At 63.9% G+C, this 16,749-nt stretch carries 14 protein-coding genes; 7 read left to right on the plus strand and 7 right to left on the minus strand.

All coding sequences use genetic code 11. The features are described 5' to 3' along the window. Positions 1-13 precede the first annotated feature (13 nt). From AC0L23_RS03415 to AC0L23_RS03430, 4 genes are read left to right on the plus strand one after another with little or no spacing between them, the layout of a single operon-like run. A complete protein-coding gene (locus AC0L23_RS03415) occupies positions 14-1,894 on the plus strand; it encodes an extracellular solute-binding protein (protein WP_085361625.1) in 1,881 nt (626 codons plus the stop codon). Then, entirely contained in the window at positions 1,891-3,000 is a 1,110-nt protein-coding gene (locus AC0L23_RS03420) for a microcin C ABC transporter permease YejB (RefSeq protein ID WP_018454695.1), read from the plus strand. The genes AC0L23_RS03415 and AC0L23_RS03420 overlap by 4 nt, the downstream gene beginning before the upstream one ends. Then, positions 3,000-4,181 carry an ABC transporter permease gene (locus AC0L23_RS03425; protein ID WP_018454694.1) on the plus strand — a complete coding sequence of 394 codons (1,182 nt, stop codon included), beginning with the start codon at positions 3,000-3,002 and terminating at the stop codon, positions 4,179-4,181. Before AC0L23_RS03420 ends, AC0L23_RS03425 begins: the two co-directional genes overlap by 1 nt. Before the next feature lie 4 nt (positions 4,182-4,185). Further along, on the plus strand, positions 4,186-5,823 hold the full coding sequence (locus AC0L23_RS03430) for an ABC transporter ATP-binding protein (RefSeq protein WP_085351726.1): 1,638 nt from the start codon (positions 4,186-4,188) through the stop codon (positions 5,821-5,823). Between the two features lie 6 nt (positions 5,824-5,829). Here the strand turns inward: AC0L23_RS03430 and AC0L23_RS03435 are convergent, their stop codons facing one another. Both AC0L23_RS03435 and AC0L23_RS03440 read right to left on the minus strand, forming a co-directional pair. Next, on the minus strand, positions 5,830-6,720 hold the full coding sequence (locus AC0L23_RS03435) for a C40 family peptidase (protein ID WP_085361624.1): 891 nt from the start codon (positions 6,718-6,720) through the stop codon (positions 5,830-5,832). Beyond that, positions 6,713-8,086, minus strand: coding sequence for a leucyl aminopeptidase family protein (locus AC0L23_RS03440; RefSeq protein WP_085361623.1), 1,374 nt, complete (start codon positions 8,084-8,086; stop codon positions 6,713-6,715). The genes AC0L23_RS03435 and AC0L23_RS03440 overlap by 8 nt, the downstream gene beginning before the upstream one ends. 202 nt (positions 8,087-8,288) lie before the next feature. Here AC0L23_RS03440 and AC0L23_RS03445 point away from each other — a divergent pair, with 202 nt between their 5' ends. From AC0L23_RS03445 to AC0L23_RS03455, 3 genes are all read left to right on the plus strand, one after another. After that, positions 8,289-8,492 carry a hypothetical protein gene (locus tag AC0L23_RS03445; protein ID WP_018454690.1) on the plus strand — a complete coding sequence of 68 codons (204 nt, stop codon included), beginning with the start codon at positions 8,289-8,291 and terminating at the stop codon, positions 8,490-8,492. A gap of 281 nt (positions 8,493-8,773) precedes the next feature. Continuing rightward, entirely contained in the window at positions 8,774-10,282 is a 1,509-nt protein-coding gene (locus tag AC0L23_RS03450; protein ID WP_085361622.1) for a metallophosphoesterase family protein, read from the plus strand. A gap of 94 nt (positions 10,283-10,376) precedes the next feature. Beyond that, complete coding sequence (locus tag AC0L23_RS03455) at positions 10,377-11,204, plus strand: tetratricopeptide repeat protein (RefSeq protein ID WP_026232795.1); 828 nt, start codon at positions 10,377-10,379, stop codon at positions 11,202-11,204. A 74-nt stretch (positions 11,205-11,278) separates the two neighbouring features. Here the strand turns inward: AC0L23_RS03455 and AC0L23_RS03460 are convergent, their stop codons facing one another. From AC0L23_RS03460 to AC0L23_RS03480, 5 genes are read right to left on the minus strand one after another with little or no spacing between them, the layout of a single operon-like run. Beyond that, complete coding sequence (locus tag AC0L23_RS03460) at positions 11,279-12,253, minus strand: type II secretion system F family protein (RefSeq protein ID WP_018454686.1); 975 nt, start codon at positions 12,251-12,253, stop codon at positions 11,279-11,281. A gap of 9 nt (positions 12,254-12,262) precedes the next feature. Then, on the minus strand, positions 12,263-13,240 hold the full coding sequence (locus AC0L23_RS03465) for a type II secretion system F family protein (protein ID WP_026232794.1): 978 nt from the start codon (positions 13,238-13,240) through the stop codon (positions 12,263-12,265). A 16-nt stretch (positions 13,241-13,256) separates the two neighbouring features. Beyond that, on the minus strand, positions 13,257-14,720 hold the full coding sequence (locus AC0L23_RS03470) for a CpaF family protein (protein ID WP_026232793.1): 1,464 nt from the start codon (positions 14,718-14,720) through the stop codon (positions 13,257-13,259). 21 nt (positions 14,721-14,741) lie between these two features. Then, complete coding sequence (locus AC0L23_RS03475; RefSeq protein WP_018454683.1) at positions 14,742-16,010, minus strand: CpaE/TadZ family protein; 1,269 nt, start codon at positions 16,008-16,010, stop codon at positions 14,742-14,744. Continuing rightward, positions 16,007-16,744, minus strand: coding sequence for a CpaD family pilus assembly protein (locus tag AC0L23_RS03480; RefSeq protein WP_018454682.1), 738 nt, complete (start codon positions 16,742-16,744; stop codon positions 16,007-16,009). Before AC0L23_RS03480 ends, AC0L23_RS03475 begins: the two co-directional genes overlap by 4 nt. Positions 16,745-16,749 lie beyond the last annotated feature (5 nt).

Raw genomic sequence — 16,749 nt, forward strand, 5'->3', positions numbered from 1 at the left:
GGGCATTTCTCGCATGGCGCAGCTTTCACGCCGGCATGTGCTGGCCTTGGGTGCCGGTGGCGCGTTCAGCGCCGCCTGGCTCCGGGGCGCGACAGCGTCCGAGATGCCTGCAGAGGCCCACGGCATGTCGGCCTTCGGCGACCTCAAATATCCCGCCGACTTCCATCACTTCGACTACGTCAATGTCGACGCGCCGAAGGGCGGCACCTTCTCGCTTATCCCGTCGGTGCGCGCGTACAACCAGTCCTACCAGACCTTCAACTCGCTCAATGCCTTCATCCTCAAAGGCGATGGCGCGCAGGGCATGGACATGACTTTTGCGCCGCTGATGGTGCGAGCCAATGACGAACCGGACGGGATGTACGGGCTTGCCGCCAGGTCTGTAAATATATCGGCAGACAGGCTGGTCTATCGCTTCACCATGCGGCCAGAGGCGAAATTCCATGACGGCACCAAGCTTACCGCTCACGACGCGGCGTTTTCGCTGACGTCGCTGAAGGCCAAGGGGCATCCGCTGATCATCGTGCAGATGCGCGACATGGTCAGCGCGGAAGCCGTTGACGATGCGACGCTGGTCGTCACCTTTGCCAAGGGACGCGCGCGTGACGTGCCGCTCTATGTGGCGAGTCTGCCGATCTTCTCGAAAGCATATTATGCCTCTCGCGCTTTCGACGAAACATCGCTCGATATCCCGTTGGGCTCGGGCCCGTACAAGGTCGGCAAGTTCGAGGTCAACCGCTACATCGAATACGAACGCGTCAAGGATTGGTGGGCTGCCGACCTGCCCCCCTGTCGTGGCAGCTACAATTTCGACGTCGTGCGCTACGAATTCTACCGCGACCGCGATGTCGCTTTTGAAGGTTTCACCGGCAAGAACTATCTCTACCGCGAAGAGTTCACCGCTCGTATCTGGGCGACCCGCTATGACTTCCCCGCGGTCAAGGAGGGTCGCGTCAAGATGGAGGTCGTGCCCGACGACACGCCGTCCGGCGCGCAAGGATGGTTCATCAACACGCGGCGCGAAAAATTCAGGGATCCTCGCGTGCGTGAGGCACTGATCGACGCCTTCGACTTCGAGTGGACCAACAAGACCATCATGTACGGTGCTTATGCCCGCACGGTATCGCCATTTCAGAACTCGGACCTCATGGCGAGCGATGGGCCTCCGCCGCCGGAAGAGCTGAAGCTGCTGGAGCCGTTTCGCGGCCAGGTTCCGGACGAGGTGTTCGCCGCACCGTTCACGCCGCCCGTCTCCGACGGCTCCGGGCAGGATCGCAGCCTGTTGCGCAGGGCGCAGCGATTGCTGAGCGAGGCCGGCCTGCCGATCAAGGACGGCAAGAGGATGCTGCCGAACGGCGAGATCTTCAGGATCGAATTTCTGTTGGACGAGCCTTCGTTCCAGCCGCACCATGGGCCCTACATCAAGAATCTCGCGACGCTTGGCATCGAAGCGAGCGTGCGCCTCGTCGACGCCGTGCAATACAAGGTACGCCAGGAAGATTTCGACTTCGATATGACGACCCAGCGCTTCAGCATGTCGGCAACGCCGGGCGACGCCATGCGCTCGTTCTTCTCGTCGCAGGTCGCGGCAACGAAGGGCTCGTACAATCTTGCGGGCGTCGCCAATCCGGCCATCGATGCCATGATCGAGAAGATCATGGCGGCCGACAGCCGCGAGGAATTGACCGTCGCCTGCCGCGCCTTCGATCGCCTGTTCCGCGCCGGCCGTTATTGGGTGCCGCACTGGTTCAACAAGACGCACCGGCTTGCTTATTGGGACCAATTCGGTCATCCGCAGAAGCCGCCGCGTTATGCCAACGGCGTCGGCGCTCCCGACATCTGGTGGTACGATGGCGGCAAGGCCGCCAGGCTCGAGCAGGCGAAGCAGCCATGAGCGCCTACATCGCCCGCCGCATCCTGCTGATGATCCCGACCTTGCTCGGGATCCTCTTCGTCTCCTTCATCGTCGTGCAGTTCGCGCCGGGCGGCCCGGTCGAGCGCGTGATCGCGCAGCTCTCGGGCGCGGACACCGGCGGGACCTCGCGCATTTCGGGCGGCGGCGACTTTGCGCAGCGCGCCCCGGGGCAGTTGGGGGCCGGCGGCGACGCCATCAACTCGAAGTATCGCGGCGCGCAAGGCCTCGATCCCGATTTCATCAAGAAGCTGGAAGTGCAGTTCGGCTTCGACAAGCCGGCGCCGGAGCGCTTCGCGCTGATGGTCTGGAATTTCGCCCGCTTCGATTTCGGCAAGAGCTATTTTCGCGACGTCAGCGTCCTGCAGCTCGTCAAGGAGAAGTTGCCGGTCTCGATCTCGCTCGGCATCTGGCTGACGCTGCTGACCTACCTGATCTCGATTCCGCTCGGCATCCGTAAGGCGGTCAGGGACGGGACGCGCTTCGACACCTGGACGTCGAGCGTGCTCGTACTTGGCTACGCGATTCCCGGCTTTCTATTCGCGATCCTCCTGATCATCCTGTTTGCCGGCGGTTCGTTCTTCAACTGGTTCCCGCTGCGCGGACTGACGTCAGACGGCTGGTCGCAGTTTCCGTGGTATTGGAAGATCATCGATTACTTCTGGCATTTGACGCTGCCGCTGATCGCTATGGGGCTCGGTGCGTTCACCACCATGACGTTCCTGACCAAGAACTCGTTTCTGGACGAGATCCGCAAACAATACGTGATGACCGCGCGCGCGAAGGGCTGCAGCGAGAATCGGGTGCTTTACGGTCACGTCTTTCGCAACGCGATGCTGATCGTCATCGCCGGCTTTCCCTCGACCTTCATTCACGCCTTCTTCTCGGGCTCGCTTCTGATCGAGACCATCTTCTCGCTGGACGGACTGGGACTGCTCAGTTTCGAGAGCGTTCTCAACCGCGATTACCCCGTGGTGTTCGGCACGCTCTTCATCTTTTCGCTCGTCGGCCTCGTGATCAACCTGATCTCTGACCTGACCTATATGTGGATCGATCCGCGAATCGATTTCGAGGCGCGGGAGGTCTGATGACGCTGGCCGCCCCCACCACGCCGATCGAAACCACTGCGAAGTCACCGCTCGGCAGTGCCGTGCCGATCACGCGCAAACCGTTCGTGCCGTCGCCGCTCAACAGGCGCCGCTGGCAGAATTTCAAGGCGAACCGGCGCGGCTATTGGTCGTTCTGGATCTTCCTGATCCTATTTGTGGTGTCGCTGTTCGCCGAGCTGATCGCCAATGATCGGCCGTTCCTGATCAAATATGACGGCCACCTTTATTGGCCGTCCGTCGTCACCTATTCGGAAACCACTTTCGGCGGCGACTTCGAAACCGCGGCCGACTATCGCGATCCCTATTTGCAGAAGCTGATCAGGGACAAGGGCGGCAGCATCGTCTGGCCGCTGATCCGCTATTCCTACGACACCCACAATCTCGATCTGCCGACGCCGGCGCCGTCGCGGCCGACCTGGATGTTGACGGAAGCGCAGTGCAAGCCCGTCGTCGAGAAGAAAGGCCTCAAGAGCTGCCGCGATCTCGAATACAACTGGCTCGGCACCGACGATCAGGGCCGCGACGTGGTGGCGCGGCTGATCTACGGCTTCCGCATCTCAGTGCTGTTCGGCCTCTGCCTGACCATCGTCTCCTCCATCGTCGGCATCGCGGCCGGCGCGGTGCAGGGCTATTTCGGCGGCTGGATCGACCTGTTGTTCCAGCGTTTCATCGAGATATGGACTGCGATCCCTTCGCTCTATCTGCTGCTGATCTTGTCGTCGGTGCTGGTGCCCGGCTTCTTCGTGCTTCTCGGCATCCTGTTGTTATTTTCCTGGGTGTCGCTGGTCGGACTCGTGCGCGCGGAATTCCTGCGCGGGCGCAATTTCGAGTATATCCAGGCGGCGCGGGCGCTCGGCGTGTCGAACAAGGTCATCATGTTCCGGCATCTGTTGCCGAACGCGATGGTCGCGACGATGACGTTCCTGCCGTTCATCGTGTCGAGTTCGGTGATGACGCTGACGGCGCTCGATTTCCTGGGGTTCGGACTGCCGCCCGGCTCGCCGTCGCTCGGCGAGTTGCTGTCGCAGGGCAAGTCCAACGTGCAGGCGCCGTGGCTCGGTTTTTCCGGCTTCTTCTCGGTCGCGATCATGCTGTCGCTTTTGATCTTCATCGGCGAGGCCGTGCGCGACGCATTCGATCCGCGCAAGACGTTCAGGTAAGCCAATGGACGCGATCAACCAGCCTTTGCTCAGCGTGCGCGACCTCTCGGTGGCCTTCCACCAGGGGGGCGCCACCACGCTCGCGGTCGACAAGGTCTCGTTCCAGATCAAGCGCGGCGAGTGCCTGGCGCTGGTCGGCGAGTCCGGCTCCGGCAAGTCGGTCAGCGCGCTCTCGATTCTCAAGCTCTTGCCCTATCCAAATGCCTCGCATCCCTCGGGCAGCATCCACTTCAAGGGCCAGGAACTGATCGACCGGTCGGAGCAGGAGATGCGGGAGATTCGCGGCAGCGACATCTCGATCATCTTCCAGGAGCCGATGACCTCGCTCAACCCGCTGCATACGATCGAGGCGCAGATCGGCGAGATCATTCAGCTGCACAATCCGACCAGCAATGCCGAGGCGCGCAGGCGGACGCTGGAATTGCTCACGCAGGTCGGCATTCCCGAGCCTGAAACGCGGCTGAAGAGCTATCCGCACCAGCTCTCCGGCGGCCAGCGCCAGCGCGTGATGATCGCGATGGCGCTCGCCAACGAGCCGGACCTCCTGATCGCGGACGAGCCGACCACGGCGCTCGACGTTACCGTGCAGGCGCAGATCCTGACGCTGCTCGCAGAGATCCGCGGCCGGCTCGGCATGAGCTTGCTCTTCATCACCCACGATCTCGGCATCGTGCGCCGCATCGCCGACCAGGTCTGCGTCATGAAGGGGGGCGAGATCGTCGAGCAGGGGCCGGTCGAGCAGGTCTTCAAGACCCCGAAGCATCCCTATACGCGCGACCTGCTCGCCGCGGAGCCGAAGCCGGATCCGGCGCCGCCGCAGCCGGATGCCCCGGTGGTGATGTCAGCCCACGACCTGAAGGTCTGGTTCCCGATCAAGCGGGGGCTGATGCGCAAGACGGTCGGCCACATCAAGGCGGTCGACGGCGTCAGCATCGCCGTGCGCAAGGGCGAGACGCTCGGCGTTGTCGGCGAGTCCGGCTCGGGCAAGACCACGCTGGGGCTCGCATTGCTGCGGCTGATCTCCTCGAACGGACGCATTGTGTTCCTGGGAAAAGATATCCAGGGCCTGCGCTTCAAGGAGATGCGGCCGTTCCGGCGCGACATGCAGATCGTGTTCCAGGATCCGTTCGGCTCGCTCAGCCCGCGCATGTCGGTCGCCGACATCGTCGCCGAAGGCCTCACCGTGCATCAGCCGCAGCTCTCGCGAGGCGAGCGGGAGGAGCGTGTCGTCAAGGCGCTCGAGGACGTCGGACTGAAACCGGATACTCGCCACCGTTATCCGCATGAATTCTCCGGCGGCCAGCGCCAGCGCATCAGCATCGCGCGGGCGGTGGTGCTGGAGCCGGATTTCGTCGTCCTGGACGAGCCGACCAGTGCGCTCGACATGCTGATTCAGGCGCAGATGGTCGATCTGCTGCGTGAATTGCAGCGCCGGCGCGATCTCACTTACATGTTCATCTCGCACGATCTGCGCGTCGTCGCCTCGCTCGCCAGCCATCTGATCGTGATGCGTGGCGGCAAGGTGGTCGAGGAAGGCCAGGCCGCCGAGCTCTTCAAGAACCCGAAGACGGGTTACACGCGCGCGCTGTTTGCGGCGGCGTTCCGGCTGGAGACGGCGGAGAACGGGTCCGCGGCGACGTAGCCTCCGTCAGAGCCGCTTGATCGCGGCGACCTCGCTGCCGGCTTGCTTGATCCTTGCGATTGCCGGCTCGATCGGCTCGATCACCGTTGCCATGTGATGCGCATTGGCGTGAACCATGGTGCTGCCATCGCGGACGATGGCGACATGACCTTTCCAGAAAATGAGATCGCCGCGCAGCAAGCTGCTTTGCTCATGGGGCTCCAGCGCGCGGCCGAGCCCGGCCTGCTGCATGTCGCTGTCGCGCGGGCAGCCGATGCCCGCCGATGTCAGCGACATCTGGACCAGGCCGGAGCAATCGACGCCAAGGCTGCTCTTGCCACCCCAGAGATAGGGCGTGCCGACGAAACGCTCGGCGACTGCGACGAAATCCGGCTCGCAATGACCAAGCGGGGCGAGATGGGCCTTCGGCAGATAGTGTCCGTCGCGTGTCACGGCGAAGCTGCCGTCCTCGCGTGCAACCGCGATCTTCGATCCCATCACCAGCGTGTCTGCTGGCGGCAGCTTGATCGAGGGACCGGGGAAGGCAAAGGTTCGTAAAGCACTGACCATATGGGTCGGCGCGGCCGCGGGCTTCATGAGTGCTGCGTCCGGCAGCCAGCCGACATAGCCGTCACCTGAAAGTTGACCCCATGCCCAGCCTTCGCCGTTGCGGTCGTAAACCGTGACGCCCTCGCCGCGCAACGCTTGTGTCATTAGCATCGCGTTCGACGACGGCTGCTCGCGCACGGGCGCGATCGCCGCGATGATCTCGAATTCCTCGCCCGTGACGAAACGATCCGCCTGCACCTTGCTTTCGAGGTATTTCGCGGCGATGTCGCCGCGCGACGGTGTCAGCCTTGGATCGTATCTTGGATCGTGACTTGGATCGTGGCTTAGATCGTGTTCTGGATCACGCATAGCGCTCGCTCAGCAATGTGTAGATCGCGCGCGCGGCCTGGCACTCGCCGCCCTCGGGGCGTGCGGGCTTCGCCGACGGCGTCCAGCCGTAGATGTCGACATGCAGCCAGCTCCTGGCATGCTCGACGAAGCGTTGCAGGAACAGCGCGCAAATGATCGAGCCGGCAAAGCCGCCTGATGGTGCGTTGGTGATAGTGGCGGTCTTGGAATCCAGCCACGCATCGTAAGGCGGCCACAGTGGCATGCGCCACAACGGATCGTTCTCCCTCGCCGCGCATCGTGCGACGTCAGCGGCAAGCGTCTCATCATTGGTGTAAAAGGGCGGTAAATCCGGCCCCAGCGCGACGCGTGCCGCTCCCGTCAACGTGCCGAGATCGATCAGCAGGTCCGGCTTTTCCTCGTCCGCAAGCGCCAGCGCGTCGGCGAGCACCAGCCGCCCCTCTGCGTCCGTATTGCCGATCTCGACCGTGATGCCCTTGCGCGAGGTGAAGATGTCGAGCGGGCGGAAGGCATTGCCCGCGACCGCGTTCTCCACGGCCGGAATCAGCACGCGCAGTCGCACCTTCAGCTTCGCATCCATCACCATGCGCGCCAGCGCCAGCACGTTGGCGGCGCCGCCCATGTCCTTCTTCATGATCAGCATGCCGCTCGGAGGCTTCAAGTCGAGCCCGCCGGTGTCAAAGCAGACGCCCTTGCCGACCAGCGTCACCTTGGGATGAGCCGGGTCGCCCCAGCCAATGTCGATCAGCCGCGGCGCGCGGCTAGATGCCATGCCGACGGCGTGGATCAGTGGAAAATTCGTCTTTAAGTCGTCACCGATGGTGCAGGCAAAGCTTGCGCCGAATTCGGCGGCGAGATCCTGCGCGGCTGCGGCCAGCTCCTCCGGCCCCATGTCGTTGGCCGGCGTGTTGATGAGGTCGCGCGCCAGCATTGCGGCGTCCGCCATGCGATTGATGTCGGTCGCGTCGACGCCGTCGGGGGGAACGAGGCTGACCTCGGGGCGATCGGCCTTGCGGTACCGGGCGAAGCGGTAGCTGCCGAGCGCGAAGGCGAGTGCGGCGAGCCGTGCATCCTGCGGTGCATTGGCGAAGCGATAGATGCCCGGCGGCAGGAGGCCGGGCAGGGCGCCCGGTCGGAACAGGTCGCGCGATTTTGCACCCTCGTCCTCGAGCCCGAACAGCACTTGCGCGATCGCGCCATCGGGCGCGGGCAGCGCGAGATAGCCGCCCGGCTTTGCGGTGAAGGCGCTCGCGGTGGCGAACTGGCGTTGCGCCGCCGGTAGCCCCTCGGCGACCTGATCCCAGCTCGACTTGGTGACGAAGGTGATCGGGATGGCGGTAGGCGACGTCTCGAAGACAGAAGGCATTGGCGGGTCCGGATCGTCAGATCGAGCGGGTCATACGAACGGACGAGATTTCGCAGAGTTTTGCCGCCGCCGCAATCAGCTTTGCTGCCACCGTTCGGCGGTCCGCTACTCGCAGCAAAGGGGCCATGCTAGGTTCCGGCAACGGCCGTCAGGTGTGCAGATCTCCGGCGGCCGACGACAAAGCCGGCCGGGAGGAAATGCAATGGAATTTGTGTGGAGCGTGGTCACCTTCATCGGGCAGGCGGTCGAGGCGATTTTTGGCTATGTCGAGCATCATCATTGGATATTCGCGTTCCTTGCCGGCGGTTACGTCTTCTATCTCCACGACCGCTCCGTTCACGCGCGGTTCGATGCATTGGACAAGCGCATTGATGAAATTCGCAAGAGGCTCGCTATCGAATATTGATCGGGTGAGCGAAACCATCATCGGGCGAGCCCCGTCTCATGCCGAGGACACGATCCACGCGAGCGGCCGCAGGGCTTTACTAGCGCTGCGGTTGTGGCATTATTGCCCAATATTTTAGATTGTGTCGTACGGTTCTGCACGGAGTGCAACAACAGGGGATGGGGTCAATTCTTACCCGGCTCATCATGGCCCGGGCTGATTGATACCGGACTGAACCTGATCGTCGAAGGCATTTCTCTCATCGTTTGCGCGGCGCGGCATTCGCAAATAAGCGACGCAAAATGGATAGATCGTTCGTCATCGTACAGATTTCCGACCTGCATCTGGACGGGTCTGGTCGACTGCTTGCGACCATCGAGACGCTCAATGCCGCAATTCGCGAGAGGATGGCGGACTTCGCGGATGTTCCCGATCGCATCCTGCTGATCACCGGCGATATCGTGGACGACCCGGCGCCGCCTGCGCTCGACGAAGCGATCGCCGTCATTGCGTCCTTCCGGCAGACCGGGCTGTTCACCGACATCCAGGCAATTGCCGGCAATCACGACGTCAAGCGACCGAGCCAGCGTGCAGGTCGCCACGATGTTTATGATTACCTGCATTTGCCGCGGACCTCGAAGAGCGTCTACTACCGTCAGGCCGGCCTCGATCTGGTGCTGCTGGATTCCAACCGCGCGAGCCTCACGACGCTCGTGAGCGGCAACGTCGACCAGAGCGCCTATAGCGCCATGGTTTCGGATTCCGCGCGGCTGAGCGTCAAGCTCGCGGGCAGCCTCGGGTCGGGCGGCCGCGCCGATTATGCCGAGCCGGTGGAAAACCTCGTGCGCGTGCTGGCGCTGCACCATCATCCACTGCCGCAGGCGACCGGAGAAGGAAAGCGGTTTCTCGGCGTGCCCGACGAGCCGCTGATGTATCTCGCCGCGCCCGCGACCTTCCTCGAAGCGGCGACATCGCTCAATGTCGATCTGGTCCTGCACGGACACCGGCATGTCGAAGGGCTGACGCGTTATTCGATTCCCGATCCGCGCGCCACGTCGAGCGAGAGCGCTGAAGCATTCTGGCGCACGATCTACGTCCTGTCCTGTCCGTCATCGACCGGGCAGGCCGGTGACGATGCCGGCTTCAACGTCATCCATTTCGGCCCGATGTCCGACCCGATGTCCCATGGCGGCCGCACAGAGTATCGCTTCGCGATCGCCCGCTACTCACGTCCGCGCAAGGATGGTGTCTTCAGGCCGCTCGATTCCAACCTGCCGCACGGCGTCGTCAGACTGCCGGCCGGACGGGATTTTTCCCGAGATCCGGCCGTCCAATCGGGCATCGAGATCGACGCATGCACCACGCTGAAACGGAATCAGGTCGCAGCATTCGCGCGCCGGCTCCTGCTGCGCCGCGCCTTCTATGCCGACGACGAGGTGGATTGGGCCAATTTGCTCCACGTCTATCTCGTGACCTCTCATGTCTGGGCCGATCTGGAAAGCAAGTTCTCGAGATCCGCACGCAAGCATGATGTCGAGGCCGCGGTGACGTCACTACTGCGCCGACTGATCGAGCAATCTGCAAATGTGCTCGGCATCGACGACGTTCAGCTCGACGAGCTCCGCGCGAGGCGTCTGGTCAATCGTGACGATCTTCGACGCGAATTGCCGAGGGTCGTGCGTCCGGGCATCGATGTCGCGATCGAGACGCGGCAACGACTGCAATTGCTGCGGGACCTGAACGAGCAGGCGAAGGCGCTCGGCCTCGATGCGGGTCTCGGCGGCGAGGTGCCGCCGCAGGCGCCGCAGTGACGGGCCCGGGCCGGGAGCATTAACCGGCCGTTAGGGTTAACAGTCTATTGCTGGCGCGTTCGGCTCGATCAATCGGCTCGAGAGTCAAAGCGTCATGCGTCAACGGTTCAGTCGTGAACGGTTAAGTCTTGCCCGGCTTCTTGCGTCCACCTCGCTGGTCGCAGCGGTGGCCATGGGTCTCGGCGGCTGCACGGCGATGTCGAAACTCTCCGACGTCACGGGCTCGGTCGGGCCGCGGGCGGAAGCCGCTCCCACCGATCCCGCGCGCGCTGCTGAAGTCTATGGCGAGCGCTATCGTGCCAATCCCAAGGACGCCGACGCGGCGCTCGCCTACGGCCAGGCCCTGCGCGCCAACGGCCAGCGCGCCCAGGCTGCCGCCGTGCTCGAGCAGGCGACCATCGCCAATCCCGGCAACAAGGCGCTGATGGCCCAATACGGCCGCGCGCTCTCCGACAACGGCAATTTCCAGCAAGCCTTCGACGTGCTGTCGAAGGCGCATTCGCCCGATAACCCGGATTGGCGCCTGCTCTCGGTGCAGGGTACCGCGCTCGATCAGATGGGGCGTCACGAGGAAGCGCGCTCCTACTATGCGAGTGCGCTCAAGATCGCGCCTGGCGATCCCGGCGTGCTCTCCAATCTCGGCCTGTCCTACATGTTGTCGAGAGATCTGCCGAAGGCCGAAGACGCGCTGCGCCAAGCCTATGCCTCGCCGCACGCAAGCGCGCGGGTGCGGCAGAATCTCGGTCTTGTCGTCGGTCTCCAGGGCCGCTTCGCCGAAGCCGAGACTATTGTGAAGGCGGACCTGCCGCCGGACCAGGCTACGGCCAATGTCGCCTATCTCAAGGAAATGTTGACCCGCAGCGACGTCCGGCGTGGTGCGCCGAAGCGGACGCCGGTCGCCTCGCTCGGCCTGCCCGACTGATCAGACGTGATCTTCCGATCTTGATCTTCCAATCTTGAAGGCATCCTCGGACCGTACGCGGTCCACGTCTAAGGTCATTGCATCTCGGTGACCTTGATGCCAGTCGGTCCAAGGATGACGACGAACAGCACCGGCAGGAAGAACAGGATCATCGGTACCGTCAGCTTCGGCGGCAGTGCCGCGGCCTTTTTCTCGGCTTCGTTCATGCGCATGTCGCGGTTTTCCTGCGCCATCACCCGCAAGGATTGGCCGAGCGGGGTGCCGTAACGCTCCGCCTGCTGGAGCGCGAGACATACCGACTTGACGCCCTCGAGCCCGGTGCGCCGCGCGAGGTTCTCGTAGGCGACCTTGCGATCCTGCAAATACGACAGCTCGGCCGTGGTCAGGGTGAACTCCTCCGATAGCGCGATCGACTGGCCCACGATTTCGACCGCGACCTTCCGGAACGCCATCTCGACCGACATGCCGGATTCGATGCAGATCAGGAGCAGGTCGAGCGCATCGGGAAAGGCGCGCTTGATCGAGAGTTGGCGCTTGGAGATCGCGTTCCTGAGGAACAGCATCGGCGCCTGGAGTCCGAGATAGGCCGCACCGACGCAGATGCCGATCTTGATCGGCATGGACTGCTGCATATGCGCGATCAGGAACACGTAGACGACCGAACCGACGAACAGCACGATCGGGGCAACCAGGCGGGCAAACAGGAAGGTGATGTAGGGCGCCTGGCCTCGATAGCCGGCCATGATGAGCTTGTCCCGCGCAGCTTCCTGCGCGAGCCATTTGGTCAGGTTGAAGTCATCGACGACCTTCGAGACGAGCTGCTTCGGCGTCTGGCGCAGCGAGACTTTTTCACTCTTGTGGAGGCGCTCGCGCTCGCGCTGCCGGATGCGCTCACGTTCGTTCGCCACCGCCTTCATGCGCTTGGAAAGGCCCTCGCCGGCGAACAGCGGCATCACCAGCGTATAGACGGTGGCGCTGGCGGCAATGGCCGCCAGCAGCATCGTCATGAAGTGGACGTCGTGAAGTTTCGCAACGAGGAACTCTACCATAAGACACCATCAGAAGTCGAAATTGATCATCTTCTTCATCACCATGATGCCGATCGACATCCAGACAACACAGCCGACCAGCATGAGCTGGCCGGTGGGATGAGTCCAAAGCATCGAGATGTATCCTGGCGTTGTGAGGTAGACGAGGAACATCACGATCGGCGGCAGCGAGCCGATGATGCCGGCCGAGGCCTTGGCTTCCATCGACATCGCCTGGATCTTCTCTTTCATCTTCTTGCGGTCGCGCAGCACCTTGGAAAGGTTGCCGAGCGCTTCGGAGAGGTTGCCGCCCGATTTCTGCTGGATGGAGATGACGATGCCGAAGAAATTGGCCTCGGGCAGCGGCATGCGATCGTAGAGCCGCGTGCAGGCCTCGCCGAGCGGCATGCCGATCGCCTGCGTCTCGATGATGGACAGAAACTCGGAGCGCAGCGGCTCTGGCGCGTCGGCGGCGACCACCTTGATCGATTCGAACAGCGGCAGGCCCGCCTTGATGCCGCGGACGATGACGTCGACGGCATCGGGCAAGGCGGCCAGGAACTTGTTTTCACGGCGCTTCTTCAGGAAGCCGAGCGCCCAGCGGGGCAGACCGAGGCCGCCGGCAAACGCGAAGCCGGCGGCACCGAGCAGGCCGCCGCCGATGAACAAGGCGACTGCGAACAGCACGCCCGCCACGACGGCGGACACGATCCAGAATTTCTGCGGCGCCCAATCGAGGCCGGCCTGCGACAGGCGGACACTGAGCGGTACGCTCTTCTCCTGCTGGCGCCGCGCCTCGAGATCCTTGAGCGAGGTTTCGACCTGCTCGCGGCGCGAGCGCTGCGTCTTCTCGGCGGCGCGGGCCGTGGGCGCCTCGGCCCGCGAGATCGAGGCGCGGCGGCTCTCGGCCTTCCGTTCCCCGGACAGCATTGGATAAAGGAAGACCCAGGCGAGGCCGCCGACGGTGGCGGTGGCAAGGAAGGCGAGGGCAAGGACTTGCATGTTCATGGCTGCGTTGACCTGCTCACGTCGTGGGCGCCACTTCCGCCGCGTCGAGCGCCGCGGCAAGGCGCTTCTCTTCGCCGTAATAGCGGGCGCGTTCCCAGAATTTCGGGCGGCCGATTCCGGTCGACCGGTGCCGGCCGATGATCTTGCCGTTGGCGTCCTCGCCGACCATGTCGTAGAGGAACACGTCCTGGGTGATGATGGTGTCGCCTTCCATGCCCATCACTTCGGTGATGTGGGTGATGCGGCGTGAACCGTCGCGCAGGCGCGCGGCCTGGACGATGACGTCGATCGAGGCGCAGATCATCTCGCGGATGGTGCGTGAAGGCAGGGAGAAGCCGCCCATCGTGATCATGGATTCGCAGCGCGATAGCGCCTCGCGCGGATTGTTGGCGTGCAGCGTGCCCATCGAGCCGTCATGGCCGGTGTTCATGGCCTGGAGCAGGTCGAACGCCTCGGGTCCGCGGACTTCGCCGACGATGATGCGCTCGGGACGCATACGCAGGCAGTTGCGCACCAGCTCGCGCATGGTGACCTGGCCCTCGCCCTCGATGTTGGGCGGGCGGGTTTCCAGTCGCACCACGTGCGGCTGCTGGAGCTGGAGTTCGGCGGCGTCCTCGCAGGTGATGACGCGCTCGTCGTGCTCGATGTAGTTGGTCAGGCAGTTGAGCAACGTGGTCTTGCCCGAGCCGGTACCGCCGGAGATCAGCACGTTGCAGCGGACGCGGCCGATGATCTGGAGGATTTCCGCGCCTTCCGGCGAGATTGCGCCGAACTTGACGAGCTGATCGAGCGTCAGCTTGTCCTTCTTGAACTTGCGGATCGTGAGCGTGGGGCCGTCGATTGACAGCGGGGGCACGATGGCGTTGACGCGGGAGCCGTCGGCCAGGCGGGCGTCGCAGATCGGCGAGGATTCGTCGACGCGCCGGCCGACCTGGCTGACGATACGCTGGCAGATGTTGAGGAGCTGCTGATTGTCGCGGAAGCGGATACCGGTGCGTTGGATCTTGCCGGCGACCTCGATGTAGACGGTGTCGGCGCCGTTGACCATAATGTCGGCGATGTCGTCGCGCGACAACAGCGGCTCCAGCGGACCGTAGCCGAGGACGTCGTTGCAGATGTCGTCGAGCAGCTCTTCCTGCTCGGCGATCGACATCACGATGTTCTTGATCGCGATGATCTCGTTGACGATGTCCCGGATTTCCTCGCGCGCGGACTCCGAATCGAGCTTGGCAAGCTGGGCGAGGTCGATGGCCTCGATCAGCGCGCCGAAGATGGTCGCCTTGACCTCGTAATAATTGTCCGAGCGGCGGGCTTCCATGGTCGGCGCAGGCTTCGCCGGGGCGAGCGGCGGCGAGGAGATTGCCGGCGGCGGCGGCACGCGCGACATGGCGGGCGCCGAAGCCTGGGCAGGCTCTGGCGACACGGCACCGGGCTTCGGGGCCCGGGCGTCGGCGTCTGTTCCGCTACGCTTACCGAACACTTAAAAACTCCATGCGGCGACCTATTTTCCCCGCAACTTGTCAATCAGGGGTGAAAGCAGGGACGACTTTTGCTTCTTCGTTTCGCTGCGGCCGGTCAGGCGCTGGGCGATCTGAAGGAACATCTCGATCGACTTATGGTTGGCCGAGATCTCCGCGATCATCTGGCCGTTATTGGCCGCCGAGCCGAAGATCTGCGGCTCGAACGGAATCGAGACGACCGGCTGGCTCTCGATCGCCTTGGCGAACTCCGCCGCGGCGATTTCGGGCCGTTTCGGCACGCCGACCTGGTTCAGGCAGTAGAGCGGCGGCCGGTCGTTGGGGCGCGCGGCCTTCAGGAGATCGAACAGGTTCTTGGTGTTGCGCAAATTGGCGAGGTCGGGCGCCGCCACGATCAGGATGTCGTCCGCTCCGATCAGGGCGCGTTTCGTCCAGCCCGACCATTGGTGCGGAACGTCGAGGACGATGCAGGGCATCGTGGAGCGCAACGTGTCGAACACGGAATCGAAGGCGTCGGCGCCGAAATCGTAGACCCGGTCGAGCGTCGCCGGCGCCGCCAGCAGACTGAGGTGGTCGGTGCATTTCGACAGAAGGCGGTCGACGAAGGCGGTGTCGACGCGATCGGGTGAGAATACGGCGTCGGCAATGCCCTGCGGTGGATCCTGGTTGTAGTCGAGTCCGGCCGTGCCGAAGGCGAGGTCGAGGTCGGCGACGACCGCGTCCATCGCGAGATCGCGGGCGATCGCCCAGGCGACATTGTGGGAGATGGTTGATGCGCCGACGCCGCCCTTGGCCCCGACCACGGCGATAATGCGGCCGACGGCCTTGGCTTCCGGCGCCGAGAACAGGTTGCAGATCGAGCGCACGACGTCGATCGCGCCGACCGGCGCGAGCACGTAGTCGCTGACGCCGCGGCGGACCAGCTCGCGGTAGAGCGTGACGTCGTTGATGCGGCCGATCACGACCACGCGGGTGCCGGCATCGCAGACGGTCGCGAGATGGTCGAGCCCGCCCAGGAGGTCGTTGCGGCCGTCGCTTTCGAGCACGATCACGTTCGGCGTGGGGGCCGAGCGGTAGGCTTCCACCGCAGCCGCCATTCCGCCCATCTGGATCTTCAGATGGGCCTTGCCGAGACGGCGATCTTCGCCGGCTGACTGCACGGCGGCCGCCGTTTCCACGGTCTCGCAGAAAGCCTGGACGGAAACGCGGGGCGCCGGCGCAATATGCTCCTCGACCGGTGGGAGCGATGCCTCGGACTGATCTTCTTGGGGCTGGCGAGCGTAGCTGATCATCTGCCGGTGTCGCTGAGTTTGGCCTTGTCGGCCTCAGGATAGGCGACCGCCGTCGGCATTCCCTTGCGATACTTCTCGAACGCGGCGGTCCGCCGCGGCGTGTAGGACGGCGTTTCGGGCCGCGGCTGCTCGAGATCCGACGGATTGTCGACCATCGCTGCGAGGTTGCGCTGATAGGCGCAGCCGTAATTGTAGTAGTCCTTGTTCTCGAACCAGCTCTTGTTCTTCATCGAAGGGCCGATATCTTCCGGCCACAGGCCGCAGGGACCCGCGACTGCGGCGATCTTGGAATAGGTGAGGCGGATCGGCGGCAGGAATCGCTTGTCGTCCGGCGTGTAAGAGCGGGCGTTGATGCCGCGCGGCGGAACGCCCGCCGCCGACAGCATTGCCTGGATTTCGCGCATGGTGTCCGCGACCGGACGCGCGTTGGGCGTGCCGGACGGTACGTCGATCCGGATCGCGCCGGTGCCTTCGTGCATCCAGGCCGACGCGACGCCCATCACGTCGGCGCGCTGGGCGGCGGTCAAGCCGCCGCGGGCATGGCCGACGAAGACGACGATGGAACGATTCTGCTCCTCGATCGCGATCGGATGGCGCTGCTTGTAGTCGTCGGGAATGGAGGCCGTGACCGCTTCGTCATGCTGGCAGCCGCCTAGGGCGAGCGCCATGCCGACGAGCGCGCCGCCGAGGTGGATGGCGCGCCTGCGAATCTGGGGTGGTCTAGTGATCTTCATGAAGT

The sequence above is a fragment of the Bradyrhizobium sp. MI1.4 genome (assembly GCF_055811315.1).

Excerpts from the sequence above, each read along its gene's own strand:
- AC0L23_RS03415 (WP_085361625.1), top strand. The coding sequence starts at position 14 with ATGGCGCAGCTTTCACGCCGGCATGTGCTGGCCTTGGGTGCCGGTGGC.
- AC0L23_RS03420 (WP_018454695.1), top strand. The coding sequence starts at position 1,891 with ATGAGCGCCTACATCGCCCGCCGCATCCTGCTGATGATCCCGACCTTG.
- AC0L23_RS03425 (WP_018454694.1), top strand. The coding sequence starts at position 3,000 with ATGACGCTGGCCGCCCCCACCACGCCGATCGAAACCACTGCGAAGTCA.
- AC0L23_RS03430 (WP_085351726.1), top strand. The coding sequence starts at position 4,186 with ATGGACGCGATCAACCAGCCTTTGCTCAGCGTGCGCGACCTCTCGGTG.
- AC0L23_RS03435 (WP_085361624.1), bottom strand. The coding sequence starts at position 6,720 with ATGCGTGATCCAGAACACGATCTAAGCCACGATCCAAGTCACGATCCA.
- AC0L23_RS03440 (WP_085361623.1), bottom strand. The coding sequence starts at position 8,086 with ATGCCTTCTGTCTTCGAGACGTCGCCTACCGCCATCCCGATCACCTTC.
- AC0L23_RS03445 (WP_018454690.1), top strand. The coding sequence starts at position 8,289 with ATGGAATTTGTGTGGAGCGTGGTCACCTTCATCGGGCAGGCGGTCGAG.
- AC0L23_RS03450 (WP_085361622.1), top strand. The coding sequence starts at position 8,774 with ATGGATAGATCGTTCGTCATCGTACAGATTTCCGACCTGCATCTGGAC.
- AC0L23_RS03455 (WP_026232795.1), top strand. The coding sequence starts at position 10,377 with ATGCGTCAACGGTTCAGTCGTGAACGGTTAAGTCTTGCCCGGCTTCTT.
- AC0L23_RS03460 (WP_018454686.1), bottom strand. The coding sequence starts at position 12,253 with ATGGTAGAGTTCCTCGTTGCGAAACTTCACGACGTCCACTTCATGACG.
- AC0L23_RS03465 (WP_026232794.1), bottom strand. The coding sequence starts at position 13,240 with ATGAACATGCAAGTCCTTGCCCTCGCCTTCCTTGCCACCGCCACCGTC.
- AC0L23_RS03475 (WP_018454683.1), bottom strand. The coding sequence starts at position 16,010 with ATGATCAGCTACGCTCGCCAGCCCCAAGAAGATCAGTCCGAGGCATCG.
- AC0L23_RS03480 (WP_018454682.1), bottom strand. The coding sequence starts at position 16,744 with ATGAAGATCACTAGACCACCCCAGATTCGCAGGCGCGCCATCCACCTC.